The following is a 14661-nucleotide window of genomic DNA, read 5'->3' on the forward strand; positions in this document are numbered from 1 at the left end:
TTTCAATGTTCGCTTAGTTGCAACAGCAATGTCCTATGAAGTCTTGATCGTGTGAATGCCGCATTCCGTCTTGCCGCGTCCGCGCCAGCGGCCGGCGCGCGTATCCTCACCCGCTTCAGCGCGGCTGGTACATGGCATGCAGCCGACGGAGAGAAAGCCCGAAGCGAGCAGCGGATGCTGCGGCAGCTTGGCGGAGGCGTAGATCGCCGCGATGTCGGTCGGCGTGACGTTGGCGAACGGATTGAACTTCAGCCGCTTGCCGTCGGCTTCGACGACCGGAATGTCGGCACGCACGCCGCCCTGAAAGCGCTTGCGGCCGTTGATCCAGCCGTCGAACGGCGCCAGCGCCCGCTTCAGCGGTTCGACCTTGCGGATCAGGCAGCATTTGTCCGGATCGGAAAACCACAGTTCGCGCGCCGCATCGTCGCGATCGAGATCGGCCTCGAGCGGCTTGATCGAGCGTACGTCGCGCAGGCCGAGTATGTCGGTGAGCGTGTCGCGATAGGCGAGGGTTTCTTCGAACAGCCAGCCGGTATCGAGAAACACTACCGGGATTGCCGGATCGACGTCCGCCATCACTTTCAACAGCGCGGCGGACTCGGTGCCAAATGACGACACCAGCGCCAGTCTATCGCGGCCGATTTCGCGGAGCGCTGCGGCGATGACTTCGGCCGGCGAGGCGGTCCGCAGCGCGGCATCGAGTGCCTGCGCGCGCGCCTCCACGCCCGTGGAGGCGGGAGTGGAGAGGGGGAGAGATGGCGCCAGCTCGGTCATCGGTCACTACGTCCTGAGGTCACAACGTGCTGATCATCACGGTCGATCACTCCGCCATTGTGCTCAGCATCTCGCCCGACCACGAAGGAGGATTGACTAGAAATATTTTCTATCTATGTATCTTACAAGCGCCATCGATAGAAAATTATTCTTTCTGTTGATGGCATTCGAAAGAGAAATTCCATCTCCGTTTTACGCGTTCCAGAGATGCCCGTTCTCCTGCTGCTTCGGACGGCGTTTCGGACCCGTAGCCACGACCGGCCCGGCGCTGATCCGGACCGCCAATTCGGGAGCTTGTCATGACGCTCGCTGCGCGAGAAACCGCCGCCCTGGTTTCGGTCCCTGAGCGGAGTTTGGTGCCTGAGCCGCCGCTTGCTGATCAGCTTCGCGCGATGGATCACCTCGACGCGCTGGAGGCGCAGAGCATCTACATCCTGCGCGAGGCGTTCGCCCGGCTGAAGAAGCTGGCGCTGCTGTGGTCGCTCGGCAAAGACTCCAACGTGATGATCTGGCTGGCACGGAAAGCGTTCTTCGGCCGCGTTCCGTTTCCCGCGCTTCACGTCGATACCGGCAAGAAATTTCCCGAGATGTACGCGTTCCGCGATACCTACGCGAAGGAATGGGATCTCGATCTGCGTGTCGATCCATGCCCGCCGATCGACAGCGTCGATCCGACGTTGCCGCCGGCTGCACGCTCCGCTGCGCGCAAGACCGAAGGCCTCAAGCTCGCGCTGGCCAAATACGGCTTCGACGGACTGATCGCCGGCATTCGCCGCGACGAAGAAGCCACTCGCGCCAAGGAGCGGGTGTTCTCGCCGCGCGGCACCGAGGGCGGGTGGGATGTCCGTGACCAGCCGCCGGAATTCTGGGATCAGTTCAACGCCTCGCCGCCGCCCGGCGCGCATCTGCGCATCCACCCGATCCTGCATTGGACCGAGGCCGACATCTGGGCCTACACCAAGCGCGAAGGCATCCCGATCATCCCGCTGTATCTGTCGCAAAACGGCAAGCGCTACCGCTCGCTCGGCGACCAGGACATCACCTTCCCGGTGGACTCGAACGCCGCCTCGATCGACGAGATCCTGCTCGAACTCGAGACCACCAAGGTGCCGGAGCGCGCTGGCCGTGCGCTCGACCACGAAACCGAGGACGCGTTCGAGCGGCTTCGTGTCGCCGGCTATCTGTGATCAGCACCCGTGAGTGACGCCATGACCATCGCCGTTCCGCCCGCCTCGCTCGCCGCCGACGCCGTTCGTCCGCTGGTGCGCATCGTCATCGTCGGCCACGTCGACCACGGTAAGTCGACGCTGGTCGGCCGCCTGCTGCACGAAACCGGCTCGCTGCCCGAAGGCAAGCTCGAGATGCTTAAGGCGGTCAGTGCCCGCCGCGGCATGCCGTTCGAGTGGTCGTTCCTGCTTGATGCGCTGCAGACTGAGCGCGACCAGGGCATCACCATCGACACCACCCAGATCCGCTTCCGCACGCCGTCGCGCGACGTGGTGCTGATCGACGCGCCCGGCCACGCCGAATTCCTGCGCAACATGATCACCGGCGCCTCGCAGGCCGATGGCGCGGTGCTGATCATCGACGCGCTCGAAGGCGTGCGCGATCAGACGCGGCGTCACGGCTATCTGCTGCAGCTGCTCGGCATCAAGCAGGTCGCCGTGGTGGTCAACAAGATGGACCGGGTCGAATTCTCGGCCGCGCGGTTCGGCGACATCAGCAACGAGATCACCGCGCATCTGACCTCGCTCGGCGTGACGCCGACCGCCGTGATTCCGATCTCGGCCCGTGAGGGCGATGGCGTGGCGGCGCGCACCGACAACATCGCCTGGTACGACGGCCCGACTGTGGTCGAGGCAATCGACAAGCTGACGCCGGCGCAGCCGCTCGACGCGCTGCCGCTGCGGCTCGCCGTGCAGGCGATCTACAAGTTCGACGATCGCCGTATCGTCGCCGGCCGTATCGAATCCGGGCATCTGCGGGCGGGCGACGACATCGTCATCATGCCGGCCGGCAAGATTGCCAAGATCAAGACCGTCGAAGGTTGGCCGGTGACGCCGCTCGCCGGGGCGTTTGGTGCCGGCCGTTCGGTCGGCATTACGCTCGACCGTGAGCTGTTCGTCGAGCGCGGCGATGTGATCGGTCATGCCGGCAATGCTCCGCGGGACACCCGCCGGCTGCGCGCGCGGATTTTCTGGCTGCACGATCAGCCGCTCACCGCCGGCGCCTCGGTGCTGGTGCGGCTCGGCACCCGCGAGACTCGCGCGAACGTCGTGGCGATCGAGAAGGCGGTCGATCCCGGCGATCTCGCCAGCGAGGCGGCATCCGAGATCAAACGCAATCATGTCGGCGAAATCGATCTGTCGCTGTCGCAGCCGGTCGCGGCCGATCCGGCCGATAGCAATCCGCGCACCGGGCGGCTGGTGATCGAAATCAACGGCCGGATCGCGGGCGGCGGTCTGGTGCTCAGCGTCGATAGCGGCCAGCGCGCCGCGACCGCCGATATCGTTCCGGTGGAGTCCGCGCTGCTGCCGGGCGAACGCGCCGCGCGCTATCGCCACAACGGCGCGGTGTTGTGGTTCACCGGGCTGCCGGGCTCCGGCAAGACCACGATCGCGCGGGCGCTCGAGCGTCGGCTGTTCGATCGCGGCGGCTCGCCGATTTTGCTCGACGGCGACACGCTACGCGCCGGGCTGAACAGCGACCTCGGCTTTTCGCCGGCGGACCGCGCGGAGAACATCCGTCGCCTCGCCGAGCTCGCCGCGCATCTGGCCGCCAATGGCCACGTGGCCATCGTCGCAGCAGTATCGCCGGCGCTCGCCGACCGCGCCGCGGCACGGCGCATCGCCGGTGATCGCTTCCGCGAGATTTACGTCGCGACCTCGGCCGACGTCTGCGAACAGCGCGATCCGAAGGGGCATTACGCCAAGGCGCGCGCCGGCGGGTTGCCGAACTTCACCGGCATCGGCAACGACTATCAGCCGCCGACGACCAGCGAACTGGTGCTCGACACCGCGGGCCTGTCGGTCAGCGAAGCGGTGGCGCAGGTCGAGACCATGCTGGCGCAGACCGACGTGCTGATCGAAGATCTCGCCGATCTCGCAGCGCATATCTGACGCGGGCTAAGGCACCGCGACGAGCCGGTCGAGCGGAGCGGTCAGACGCCACCGCAGGCCGGATTCGGGGTAACTGATCTCGACCTCGGCGCCGAGCGCGGCGCGGGGATTGCGGTCGATCATCACGGTGCCGAAGCCGGCACGGTTCGGCTCGCCGACCGGCGGGCCGCCTTGCTCATGCCAAACCAGGTCCAGCTTGCGGCCTTCGGCTGTATCACGGATGTCGCAAGCAATCCGCACGCTGCCGTCCGCATTCGAGAGCGCGCCATACTTGGTCGCATTGGTGGTCAGCTCGTGGATCGCAAGCCCGATCGTTTCGGAGGCGACCGGCGACAGCAGCAACTCGCGCTCGCCCTCGATCGACACCCGGGTGTTGATCAGGTCGTTCACCGCGGCGAGCTGCGATTCGATCAGTTCACCGATCGGCGTTCCCGACCAGTTGCGCTTGATCAGGAGATCCTGGTTGCGGCTCAGTGCCTGCAGCCGCGCGCCGAGGCTTTCGGCGAAGCTCCGGTCCGCAGTGCGCATCACCATCGCCTGCACCACTGCGAGCATGTTCTTGGCACGGTGATTGATCTCGCCCATCAGCATCTGGATCTGCTGTTCGTGCTGGCGCTGCACGGTGATGTCGGTGTTGGTGCCGAACCAGCGCCACACCTGGCCGGTGTGGTCGCGCAGCGGCATCGCACGCGACAGGAACCAGCGATACTCACCGTCTTTGCCGCGCAGCGGGAACGTGTCCTCCCACTCTTCGCCGGTGTCCCAGCTATGCTGCAGCCGGCTGGTGACCCGTTCGAGATGATCGGGATGATGCACCGTGGTCCAGCCCTCGCCTTGCATCTGCTCGAGCGTGGTGCCGGTGTAGTCAAACCAGCGGTCGTTGTACCAGAACACGGTGCCGTCGCTGCCGGCGATCCAGGCGAGCTGCGGAATCGAATTGGCAAGGGTGCGGAACTGATGCTCGCTGGCGATCAGCCGATGGCGGATCTCCATGGTCTCGGTGATGTCGTGGGCGATCTTCGAGGCGCCGACGATGCGGCCATCGGTGTCCCGCAACGGCGACACCGTCACCGCGACATGGATTCGTTGGCCGCTCTTGTGTAGCCGTTCGGTTTCAAACTTCGGCACCATCTCGCCGGCGCGGATCCGCCGCAAGATATCGTCTTCCTCGTGCTGACGATCCGCCGGGATCAGGACACGGATCGATCGTCCGATCATCTCGGCGGCGGTCCAGCCGAAGATGCGCTCGGCCGCCGGGTTCCAGCTCTGCACGGTTCCATCGATGTCCTTGGAGACGATGGCATCGAACGAATGCTGGACGATCGCAGCGAAGTGATGGTCACGATGCGCAATCGAAAGAGGCCGGGATTGTCGGTTCATTCTGGCGCGGAGTTCCATTGGACGGGGATGTCGGCGGCCGGATTCGGCGGCCAGACCCCGCGCGCAATGAACACCAGTTAGCGGTCGCCCGCTACCTCATTTGTAATTGGCGTCGACTTGTTCCGCGAACTAGCCGACCATTGCGGCCGGCTCGGCCAGGACGCATCGCGCCATCCGGCCCGGTCCGAGGGCCACCTCGGGCGGCAGGCCGGCTGAGCAGCGCGGCTGCGCATGCGCGCAGCGCGGCGCGAACGAGCAGGCCTGCGGCTTGGTATCAAGCGATGGCGGCGCCCCCGGAATGGTTTCCAGCCGTGCGCCGCGTTTAGCGCCATGCACCGTCGAGGCGAGCAGGCCCTGCGCGTAAGGATGCTGCGGCTCGCGTACGATATCGCGCAACGAACCCTGCTCGATGGTCTGACCGGCATACATCACGGCGACGCGGTCGCAGATCTCGATCGCCACGCCGATATCGTGAGTGACGAAGATCACCGACATGCCGAACTCGCGCTGCAGTTCGCGCAGCAGCAGCAGGATCTGGATCTGCACCGTGGCGTCGAGCGCTGTGGTCGGCTCGTCGGCGAGCAGGATCTTCGGCTTGCAGGCGAGCGCCAGCGCGATCATCGCGCGCTGCCGCATGCCGCCGCTCATCTCGTGCGGATAGGCGTCGAGCCGCCGCTTCGCCGACGGGATGCGGACCACCTCCAGCATCTCGAGCGCGCGGGCCATCGCCTCGCGCTTGCTCTTGCCTTCGTGGCGCATCACCGACTCGGCGATCTGCTGGCCGACCGTGTAGACCGGATCGAGCGCCAGCGCCGGCTCCTGGAAGATCATCGATACGGTCTGGCCGCGGAACGTCGACAGCGCTTCGTCATCGAGCGCCAGCACGTCCTGGCCGGCGACCCGGATGCTGCCGGTGATCGCCGTGCGCTTCTTCGGCAGCAGCCGCATCAGGGCACGCAGCGTGACGCTCTTGCCCGAGCCGGACTCACCGAGCAGGCCCAGCACTTCACCCTGGCCGAGCGAGAGGTTGAGATCGTTGATGGCGTACACGGTCCGCTCGCCGGTGAAGCGGACGTTGAGATCGCGGATTTCGACCAGGTTGCTCATCTACAGCTCCGGGCATTGCCGATGGAAGTCGGTGGCGCGCTGCCAGCCTGCGCCGATCCGCAGCAGCGTCGCTTCGTCGAACGGGCGGCCGATCAGTTGCAAGCCGATCGGCAGGCCGGACTTGGAGAAGCCGCAGGGTAGCGCCAGCGACGGCAGGCCGAGATAGTTGATCGGCCGGGTGAAGCGGGTCAGCCGTTGGATCACGGCTTCGGCGTTCAGGCTGTTGCCGACGTCGCTCTCTGCGATCGTCGGCGCCGGCACCGGCGACACCGGCGCCAGCACCGCGTCGACGCCGGCCACGGCAGCGACGAACTCGGCGAGCGCGACGCCGCGCCAGCGCATTGCTTCAAGGTAGGTGACGGCCGGAATCGCCAGCGCGTTCTGCAGCCGCATCAGTACCTGCGGGCCGTAGTCCTGCGGCCGCTCCCGCATCCACTGGCCATGGAAGCCGGCGGCTTCGACCGCGAGCACGAGCTGTGCGGCGGCGCTGAGCTGGCGCTGATCTGGCAGTTCGACTTCGATGACACGCACGCCCTCGCGCACCAGCGCCGCCTTGGTGTCGTCGAGCACGCGCGCGACCTCGGGGTCGAGATCGTCGACATAAAACGATTTCGGAATGCCGACGCTGAGACCTTGCAGCGGTTGTCTGATGGCGGCCAGATAGTCCGGCACCGGACGATGCGACGCGGTCGGATCGGCGGGATCAGCGCCGGCCATCAGCCCGGTGAGCAGCGCGCAGTCTTCGGCGGTGCGGGCCAGCGGCCCGACGGTGTCGAGCGAGTGCGACAGCGGCATCGCGCCGGCACGGCTGACCAGCCCGACGGTGGTCTTCAGCCCGGTGACGCCGCAGAAATGCGCCGGCATCCGGATCGAACCGCCGGTGTCGGAGCCGAGCGCCGCAAACGTCAGCCGCGCGGCGACCGCCGACCCGGAACCGGACGATGAACCGCCGGTGATGTGGTCGAGCCCCCACGGATTACGCACCGCGCCATAATGCGCGTTGTGGCCGGTCGGGCCATAGGCGAACTCGGACATCTGCAGGCTGCCGAGCCGAACCTGGCCGGCATCCTTCAGCCGCTGCAGCGCGGTCGAGGTGGTGGTGGCGACGAAGTCGCGGCGGATCTTGGAGCCGCAGGTCACGACGAAGCCGGTCTCGTAGTACATGTCCTTGTGCGCCAGCGGCACGCCGTGCAGCGGGCCCTTGCGCTCGCCCTTGGCCAGCGCGGCGTCCGCCGCATCCGCTGCGGCGAGCGCGCTCTCAGGCTCGATCGCCATGAAGGCGTTGAGCTTCGGCTGCGCCCGCGCGATGCGGTCGAGACAGGCCTGGGTGACGTCACGCGACGACAGTTTCTTGGCGGCGATCGCCTGGGCAACTTCGGTCAGCGTCAGCAGCGCCGGATCGCTCAGGCTCATCGTGCGCCCTCGTTTTGCGCCACGACGTAGGTGGACGGTTCGAGATCGAACGGCAGCGTACCGGCGACCGGGGTGAAGCCGTCGAATGCCGGGCCGATCGAATTGGCGATCCGCGCCGCCACCTCGTCATCGACCGGAAGCCCTGCGATCGCCGCCATCGTTTTGATCGTGGCGGGGTCGGGTTTGATCATTGCTGATTTCTCCTTATGGGGCGCGGCTGTGTCCCGAGCCGGGGATCGACATGAAGCACGCGGCCTGATGACCGCTGTCGCCGATCGACGACAGCTTCGGCTTGGCCTGCGAGCATAGCGCCTCGGCGAACGGACAGCGCGGATGAAAACGACAGCCGGCCGGCGGATCAATCGGGTTCGGCGGATCGCCGGTGATCGGCGGAACTTCGGTGCGGCGATCCGGATCGGACGACGGCATCGCCGCCAGCAGCGCCCGCGTGTACGGATGCGCGGGCGCGTCCCACACTTCGTCCACCGGGCCGAGCTCGACGACTTCGCCGAGATACATCACCAGCACGCGGTCGGAGATATAGCGCACCACGTTGAGATCGTGGCTTATGAACAGATAGGTCAGGCCGAATTCGCGCTTCAAGTCGGCCAGGAGGTTCAGGACCTGCGCCTCGACCGACTTGTCGAGCGCGGACACCGACTCGTCGAGGATCACCAGCCGCGGCGACAGTGCGAGTGCACGCGCGATGTTGACGCGCTGCCGCTGGCCGCCGGACACTTCGTGCGGATAGCGGTGGGCGAAATTTTCCGGCCGCAGCCCGACCTTGCCGAGCAGTTCGCGCGCCAGCGCACGGGCGCTGGCATCGCTCATGCCGTGGACCTTCGGGCCGAACGCAATCGATTCCTCGATCGTCAGCCGCGGATTGAGTGACGCATAGCTGTCCTGAAACACCATCTGCATGCCGCGGCGCAGCTCGCGTAGGCTGAGCTCGCGCCCGACTTGCCGCGCGTCGAAGATGATTTCGCCGGCCGTCACTGGCATCAGGTGCATCAGCAGCCGCGCGGTGGTCGACTTGCCGCAGCCGGACTCGCCGACGATGCCCAGCGTCTCGCCCTTGGCGATCGAGAAGGTGACGTCGTCGACCGCCCGCACCGTTTTGGCGCCGCCGAACAGTCCGGTGCCGCGCACCGGGAAGTGCTTGGTGAGCCCGTTGACCTGCAACAGCGGCTGGGCGGCGCCGCCGATGTCTTCGATCGGCTCGAACTTTTCGACTTCTGCGATTGCGGAGACAGCTTTGCTCATCGCGTCAGTTCCTGATGTCCATGGCGCTGCGCATCGAGTCGCTCAGCAGGTTGAAGCAGATCGACACCGCGAAGATCATCACGCCGGGCAGCGCCGCCACCCAGGGGTTGACGTAGATCGCGGTGCGCAGCGTGTTCAGCATCAGGCCCCATTCCGGCTCCGGCGGCTTGGTGCCGAGGCCGAGAAACGACAGGCCGGCGGCCAGGATCATCGACACCGAGATCAGGCCGGTGGCGTAGACGAAGATCGGTCCGAGCACGTTGCCGAGCATGTGCACCCGCATGATGGTGAAGGCGCCGGCCCCGGAGGCGCGTGCGGCTTCGACGAAGTCCATATTGCGGACGCTGGTGGTGACGCTCTCGGCGACGCGGGTGATCTGAGGCACGAACACCACGGTGAGCGACACGATCGAATTGGTGATGCCGGCGCCGAGCGCGCCGGAAATCGCGATCGCCAGCAGCACCGACGGGAAGGCGTAGAACACGTCGACGGTGCGCATGATCGCGGTGTTGACCTTGCCGCCGACGTAGCCGGCAACGAGGCCCAGCGAGGTGCCGATCAGGAACGCGAAGATCACCGGCAGCACGCCGATGAACAACGACAGCCGGCCCCCATAGACCAGCCGGGCCAGCATATCGCGGCCGAGCTCGTCGGTGCCGAGCGGATAGTTGGCGGTGCCGATCGGCTTCAGCCGCCGGATCATCGAGCCCTGATACGGGTCGGCGAGATGCAGCCACGGCGCCAGCACCGCGGCGAGGACGATCAGCAACAGGATGATGCCGCAGGCGAGCGCGATCTTGTCGCGGATCAGGCGGCGGCCGACATTGGCCCAATAACCTCGGGCTTTGCCAGCGGGGGCGGTCTGCGGTGCGGCGTCGGAAGCGGTCAAACTCATCGTCGGTGCTCCCATGACATCAGGCCCGCTTGATCCGCGGATCGATCAGCGCCTGGGCGATGTCGACCGAGAGATTGAGCAGCACGAAGAACAGCGCCAGCACCAGGATCGTGCCCTGCAGCAGCGGCAGGTCGCGCTGGAAGATCGCGGAGTTGAGCAGCAGGCCGGAGCCCGGCCAGGAGAACACCGTCTCGACCAGGATCGAGCCGCCGAGCATGTAGCCGAGCTGAAGGCCCATCACCGCGAGCGCGGTCGGCGCCGCGTTCTTGATGACGTGGCCGAACACGCCGGTTTCGCGCAGGCCCTTGGCCCGCAGCGCCTCGACAAAGTCCTGCGACAGGATATCGCCGGTCAGCGCCCGCACCGTGCGGGTAACGATGCCCATCGGAATGACGGAGGTGGTGATCGCCGGCAGGATCAGATAGCGCAAGTGCGCCCAGTCCCACGCCCATTGTCCGGAGCCGCCGGGACCGGCGCCCACCGCGGGCAGCCAGTTGAGCTGCACCGAGAACACGATCACCAGCACCATGCCGAGCCAGTAATGCGGCACCGAGACGCCGGCGATGGCGATGCCGGTGGCCAGCTTGTCGATCCAGGTATCGCGGAAGTAACCTGCGATCAGGCCGAACAGTAGGCCGAACGAGAACCCGATGATCGCCGCCGCGATCGCCAGCATCACTGTGTTGCTGACGGCGCGCATCACCTCGGCCAGCACCGGCCGGCCGGTGGCGATCGAGGTGCCGAGGTCGCCGTGCACTGCCTTCCACAGCCAAAGCCCGAACTGCGCCGGCAGCGGCCGGTCGAAGCCGTAGGCGGCGCGGAGCTGCGCCGCGAGTTCCTGCGACGCGTCCGCCGGCAGCACCGCGACCAGCGGATCACCGGGCGTGATATGCACCAGCAGGAAACACACCAGCGCGACGCTGAGGACGATCGGAACAACATAGACGATGCGGCGGGCGATATAGGCGAGCACGGGACTCTCACTCGAACGAGGATGCAGTCAGTCGGGTCGAGGCGTCTTCCCCGTCATTGCGAGCGCAGCGAAGCAATCCAGTGATCAGTGCACTGGGCTGGATTGCTTCGTCGCTTCGCTCCTCGCAATGACGGGGTGGAGTTCAGCAGTGTCGATCTACGGCGCGATCGACACCGGGGAGAAGTCGACGAACCAGCTCTTCGGCTGCACGAAGCCCTTGATCTTCGGGCTCAGTGCACGCGGACCGACGTCGTGGGCGACGTAGAGGAACGCGGCGTCGTCGATCGAGGCGGCGTTGAGCTCGGCGAGCACTTCGTCACGCTCTTTGTCGGTGAAGGTGGTGCGCGCCTTCTTCACCAGCTCGTCGAACTTCGGGTTGTTGATGTAGCCCCAGTTGTTCGACACCGGCGGCGCCATCGACGACTGCAGGAAGCGCACCAGCGCGAAGAACGGATCCATCGCCGCGTAGGTGACGTTGATCGCATCCGAGCCGTTCGCCGACGGATCCTTGACGCCGCGGCGCCAGTTGGTGAACAGCGTGTTCCATTCGATCACGTCGAGCTTGACGTCGAAGTAACACTCCGCCAGGGCCTGCTGCAGATACTCGTTCATCGGCAGCGGCAGCATCTGGCCCGAGCCAGACGCCGAGGTCTGCACCTTGACGGTCAGCTTCTTGGTCGGGCCGTAGCCGGCTTCCTTCATCAGCTTCTGCGCCGCGGGCAGATCGTACTTGATCTGGAACTGCGGCTTGCCGCGCCAGGGGTGACCCGGCTCGAACGTGCCAGTCGCCGGCACCATCAGGCCCGACAGCAGCCCGTCGCGCATGCCTTCACGGTCGATACACAGATTGGCGGCGCGGCGGACACGGATGTCGTTCCACGGCGAGCCTTCGATCCGCGAGAACTGCCACGGCCAGACGTGCGGCTGTTCGTTCTTCTCGATCTTGAAGCCGCGGCCTTCGATCTCCTTCACTGCATCCGGCGCCGGCGCTTCGATCCAATCGACCTGACCGGAGAGCAGCGCTGCAGTCCGTGCATTGGCTTCCGGCATCGGCAGCAGCACCATGCGGTCGACATGCGGGATGCGGTTCTTGTCCCAGTAACCGTCATTCTTGGTGAGCTCCAGCCGTTCGCGCGGGGTGAACTTCGCCATCTTCCACGGTCCTGTGCCCGACGCGTCCTTGGCGAAGGCGGCCCAGGCGGCGGTCGACTTGGCCTTGGCGTCGGCGCCCTCGGCCTTGTCGTACAGCGCCTGCCATTTGGTCGGGCTCGCCATGAACAGGTTGGTGAGGTTGATCGGGAGGAAGCTGTCGGGCTCCTTGGTGGTCAGCTCGACGGTCAGGTCATCAATCTTCTTAGCCGACACCAGCGTCGGCATCCGCGATGCAGTCACGCCGATCTGGCTGGGGTCGTATTGCGGTGCTTCTTTGTTGAGCACCTTATCGACGTTCCACACCACGGCGTCGGCGTTGAAGTCGCTGCCGTCGTGAAACTTCACGCCGGGGCGAAGTTTGAAAATCCACTTTGTATGATCAGCGTCTTCGACCTTCCACTCGGTGGCGAGACCGGGAATGACGACGCTCGCTTTGGTTGCCGACGACAGATCCCACATCGTCAGGGCGTCGTACATCGTCAGCCCGGTGAAGCGGTTACCTTCGAAGCCCTGATCGGGCTGACCGAGCGTGCGCGGAATGTCCGCGGCCGTCATGCCGATGCGCAGCACGGATTCGGCGGACGCCAGCGACGGCACCATGAAGACGCTTGCCATCGACAGAGCGAGCAGCGCAGCGCGACGGTTGTTACGACGAAAATTACGCATTCGACGAGAGTCCCTTTGCAGTGACTAATTGGCAGGCTGGTCAATGCAATGCATGTGCCAGCCAAAGCGGCAGTCCGACGCCGCCGGCTTCGACGGAGACGCGCAGACCCGCAATGCAAAACTGCAGGTCCGTCGTGGCGCGCCCGTTGCAAGTGGTTCGCCCATCGTCATCAGGAGATCAGTTGCAATGCGACTTAAGAGTTCATGGGTGCTGGGCGCGTTGTTTGCTGCGGCGAGCGCAATCGGTGCGGCGCGTGCGGAAACAGTGGTGCGTTACGGGATCTCGATGGCCGACATTCCGCTGACCACGGGGCAGCCGGATCGCGGCGCCGGCGCGTATCAGTTCACCGGCTACACGATCTACGACCCGCTGGTGGCGTGGGAGATGAACGTTGGCGACCGGCCCGGCAAGCTGGTGCCGGGACTCGCCACCGAGTGGAAGGTCGACGACGCCGACAAGACCAAGTGGCGCTTCACTTTGCGCAAGGGCGTGAAGTTTCATGACGGCAGCGACTTCAACGCCGATGCGGTGATCTGGAATCTCGACAAGGTTCTTAACGACAAGGCGCCGCAATTCGACAAGCGGCAGAGCGCGCAGGTGAAGACCCGGCTGCCGTCGGTGAAGAGTTATGCCAAGATCGACGATTCAACCGTCGAGATCACCACCAAGACGGTCGACTCGTTCTTTCCCTATCAGATGCTGTGGTTCCTGGTATCCAGTCCGGCGCAGTACGAGAAGGTCGGCAAGGACTGGGACAAGTTCGCCGCCAATCCATCCGGCACCGGTCCCTTCAAGCTCACCAAGCTGGTGCCGCGCGAGCTCGCCGAGCTCACCAAGAACGATGAGTATTGGGACAAGTCGCGGCTGCCGAAGACCGACAAGCTGGTGCTGATCCCGATGCCGGAAGCATTGACCCGCACCAATGCGCTGCTGGCCGGGCAGGTCGACCTGATCGAAACGCCTGCGCCCGACGCGGTGCCGCAGCTCAAGGCCGCCGGCATGAAAATCGTCGACAACGTCACGCCGCACGTCTGGAACTATCACCTCAGCGTGCTGCCCGGTTCGCCCTGGACCGACATCCGCCTGCGCAAGGCGCTCAATCTCGCGATCGATCGCGAGGCGGTGGTCGGGCTGATGAACGGCCTCGCCAAGCCGGCTGTCGGTCAGGTCGATCCGTCGAGCCCGTGGTTCGGCAACCCGTCGTTCAAGATCAAATACGATCTGGCGGAAGCCAAGAAGCTGGTGAAGGAAGCCGGCTATTCGCCGGAGAAGCCGCTGAAGACCACATTCATCATCGCCAATGGCGGCACCGGCCAGATGCTGTCGCTGCCGATGAACGAGTTCCTGCAGCAGAGCTTCAAGGAGATCGGCATCGACGTCGAGTTCAAGGTGGTCGAACTCGAAGTGCTGTACACCGCGTGGCGCAAGGGCGCGGCCGATGAATCCAACGCCGGCATCACCGCCAACAACATCGCCTACGTTACCTCCGATCCGCTGTATGCGATCGTGCGGTTCTTCCATTCCGGGCAGGTGGCGCCGGTCGGCGTCAACTGGGGCGGCTACAAAAATCCCAAGGTCGATGCGCTGATCGACGAGGCCAAGACCACGTTCGAGCCAAAGAAGCAGGACGAACTGCTGGCGCAGGCGCACTCGCTGATCGTCGACGACGCAGCGCTGGTGTGGGTGGTGCACGATACCAATCCGCACGCGCTGTCGCCGAAGGTGAAGAGCTTCGTGCAGGCGCAGCACTGGTTTCAGGACCTGACCACGATCGGGCTGCAGTAACCAAGCGCAACAAAAGCGATCACAAAACGGGCTGCGTACGAAAGTGCGCAGCCCTTTTTTGTCGCCCGCTGCACAAACTTATCGCTTGGCCAAAGCCCAGCTTATCGCTCGTCGATGGTGTCGCCTAAGAACA

12 protein-coding genes are annotated in these 14661 nt (G+C 65.4%); 3 read left to right on the forward strand and 9 right to left on the reverse strand.

Going from position 1 to position 14661, the window contains the following annotated elements:
- Window positions 1-33: 33 nt before the first annotated feature.
- Window positions 34-774 (reverse strand): phosphoadenylyl-sulfate reductase, encoded by a 741-nt coding sequence (locus tag VRZ08_RS04765; RefSeq protein ID WP_414531739.1) that lies wholly within the window; start codon window positions 772-774, stop codon window positions 34-36.
- A 392-nt stretch (window positions 775-1166) separates the two neighbouring features.
- On the opposite strand from VRZ08_RS04765, the gene cysD reads away from it, so the two are divergent.
- Together cysD and cysC are read left to right on the forward strand one after the other, a co-directional pair.
- Window positions 1167-1961 (forward strand): sulfate adenylyltransferase subunit CysD, encoded by a 795-nt coding sequence (gene cysD / locus VRZ08_RS04770; RefSeq protein WP_107342939.1) that lies wholly within the window; start codon window positions 1167-1169, stop codon window positions 1959-1961.
- A gap of 21 nt (window positions 1962-1982) precedes the next feature.
- Entirely contained in the window at window positions 1983-3893 is a 1911-nt protein-coding gene (gene cysC, locus VRZ08_RS04775) for an adenylyl-sulfate kinase (RefSeq protein WP_414531740.1), read from the forward strand.
- Between the two features lie 6 nt (window positions 3894-3899).
- Here the strand turns inward: cysC and VRZ08_RS04780 are convergent, their stop codons facing one another.
- From VRZ08_RS04780 to VRZ08_RS04815, 8 genes are all read right to left on the reverse strand, one after another.
- Window positions 3900-5273, reverse strand: coding sequence for a PAS domain S-box protein (locus VRZ08_RS04780; protein WP_414531741.1), 1374 nt, complete (start codon window positions 5271-5273; stop codon window positions 3900-3902).
- Between the two features lie 129 nt (window positions 5274-5402).
- Window positions 5403-6380 (reverse strand): ABC transporter ATP-binding protein, encoded by a 978-nt coding sequence (locus VRZ08_RS04785; RefSeq protein WP_107354229.1) that lies wholly within the window; start codon window positions 6378-6380, stop codon window positions 5403-5405.
- Window positions 6381-7793: an amidase gene (locus VRZ08_RS04790; RefSeq protein ID WP_414531742.1), complete on the reverse strand. Its 1413-nt coding sequence runs from the start codon at window positions 7791-7793 to the stop codon at window positions 6381-6383.
- The gene (locus tag VRZ08_RS04795) at window positions 7790-7984 is read right to left on the reverse strand and encodes a hypothetical protein (RefSeq protein ID WP_107342944.1); all 195 of its coding nucleotides are present in this window, start codon (window positions 7982-7984) and stop codon (window positions 7790-7792) included. The genes VRZ08_RS04790 and VRZ08_RS04795 overlap by 4 nt, the downstream gene beginning before the upstream one ends.
- A gap of 13 nt (window positions 7985-7997) precedes the next feature.
- Window positions 7998-9056, reverse strand: coding sequence for an ABC transporter ATP-binding protein (locus VRZ08_RS04800; protein WP_107342945.1), 1059 nt, complete (start codon window positions 9054-9056; stop codon window positions 7998-8000).
- A gap of 4 nt (window positions 9057-9060) precedes the next feature.
- Window positions 9061-9951 carry an ABC transporter permease gene (locus tag VRZ08_RS04805; RefSeq protein ID WP_107342946.1) on the reverse strand — a complete coding sequence of 297 codons (891 nt, stop codon included), beginning with the start codon at window positions 9949-9951 and terminating at the stop codon, window positions 9061-9063.
- A gap of 19 nt (window positions 9952-9970) precedes the next feature.
- Entirely contained in the window at window positions 9971-10924 is a 954-nt protein-coding gene (locus VRZ08_RS04810) for an ABC transporter permease (RefSeq protein WP_414531743.1), read from the reverse strand.
- A 156-nt stretch (window positions 10925-11080) separates the two neighbouring features.
- Window positions 11081-12742, reverse strand: a complete 1662-nt coding sequence (locus tag VRZ08_RS04815; RefSeq protein ID WP_414531744.1) for an ABC transporter substrate-binding protein — start codon at window positions 12740-12742, stop codon at window positions 11081-11083.
- Between the two features lie 187 nt (window positions 12743-12929).
- On the opposite strand from VRZ08_RS04815, the gene VRZ08_RS04820 reads away from it, so the two are divergent.
- A complete protein-coding gene (locus tag VRZ08_RS04820; RefSeq protein WP_414531745.1) occupies window positions 12930-14528 on the forward strand; it encodes an ABC transporter substrate-binding protein in 1599 nt (532 codons plus the stop codon).
- The last annotated feature ends 133 nt before the right edge of the window (window positions 14529-14661 follow it).

The organism is Rhodopseudomonas sp. G2_2311 (assembly GCF_047501505.1).
Taxonomy (GTDB): Bacteria; Pseudomonadota; Alphaproteobacteria; order Rhizobiales; family Xanthobacteraceae; genus Rhodopseudomonas; species Rhodopseudomonas palustris_H.

Bases quoted from the DNA above. Each gene is read 5' to 3' on its own strand.
- VRZ08_RS04765 (WP_414531739.1), bottom strand. From the start codon at position 774: ATGACCGAGCTGGCGCCATCTCTCCCCCTCTCCACTCCCGCCTCCACG.
- cysD (WP_107342939.1), top strand. From the start codon at position 1,167: ATGGATCACCTCGACGCGCTGGAGGCGCAGAGCATCTACATCCTGCGC.
- cysC (WP_414531740.1), top strand. From the start codon at position 1,983: ATGACCATCGCCGTTCCGCCCGCCTCGCTCGCCGCCGACGCCGTTCGT.
- VRZ08_RS04780 (WP_414531741.1), bottom strand. From the start codon at position 5,273: ATGAACCGACAATCCCGGCCTCTTTCGATTGCGCATCGTGACCATCAC.
- VRZ08_RS04785 (WP_107354229.1), bottom strand. From the start codon at position 6,380: ATGAGCAACCTGGTCGAAATCCGCGATCTCAACGTCCGCTTCACCGGC.
- VRZ08_RS04790 (WP_414531742.1), bottom strand. From the start codon at position 7,793: ATGAGCCTGAGCGATCCGGCGCTGCTGACGCTGACCGAAGTTGCCCAG.
- VRZ08_RS04795 (WP_107342944.1), bottom strand. From the start codon at position 7,984: ATGATCAAACCCGACCCCGCCACGATCAAAACGATGGCGGCGATCGCA.
- VRZ08_RS04800 (WP_107342945.1), bottom strand. From the start codon at position 9,056: ATGAGCAAAGCTGTCTCCGCAATCGCAGAAGTCGAAAAGTTCGAGCCG.
- VRZ08_RS04805 (WP_107342946.1), bottom strand. From the start codon at position 9,951: ATGAGTTTGACCGCTTCCGACGCCGCACCGCAGACCGCCCCCGCTGGC.
- VRZ08_RS04815 (WP_414531744.1), bottom strand. From the start codon at position 12,742: ATGCGTAATTTTCGTCGTAACAACCGTCGCGCTGCGCTGCTCGCTCTG.
- VRZ08_RS04820 (WP_414531745.1), top strand. From the start codon at position 12,930: ATGCGACTTAAGAGTTCATGGGTGCTGGGCGCGTTGTTTGCTGCGGCG.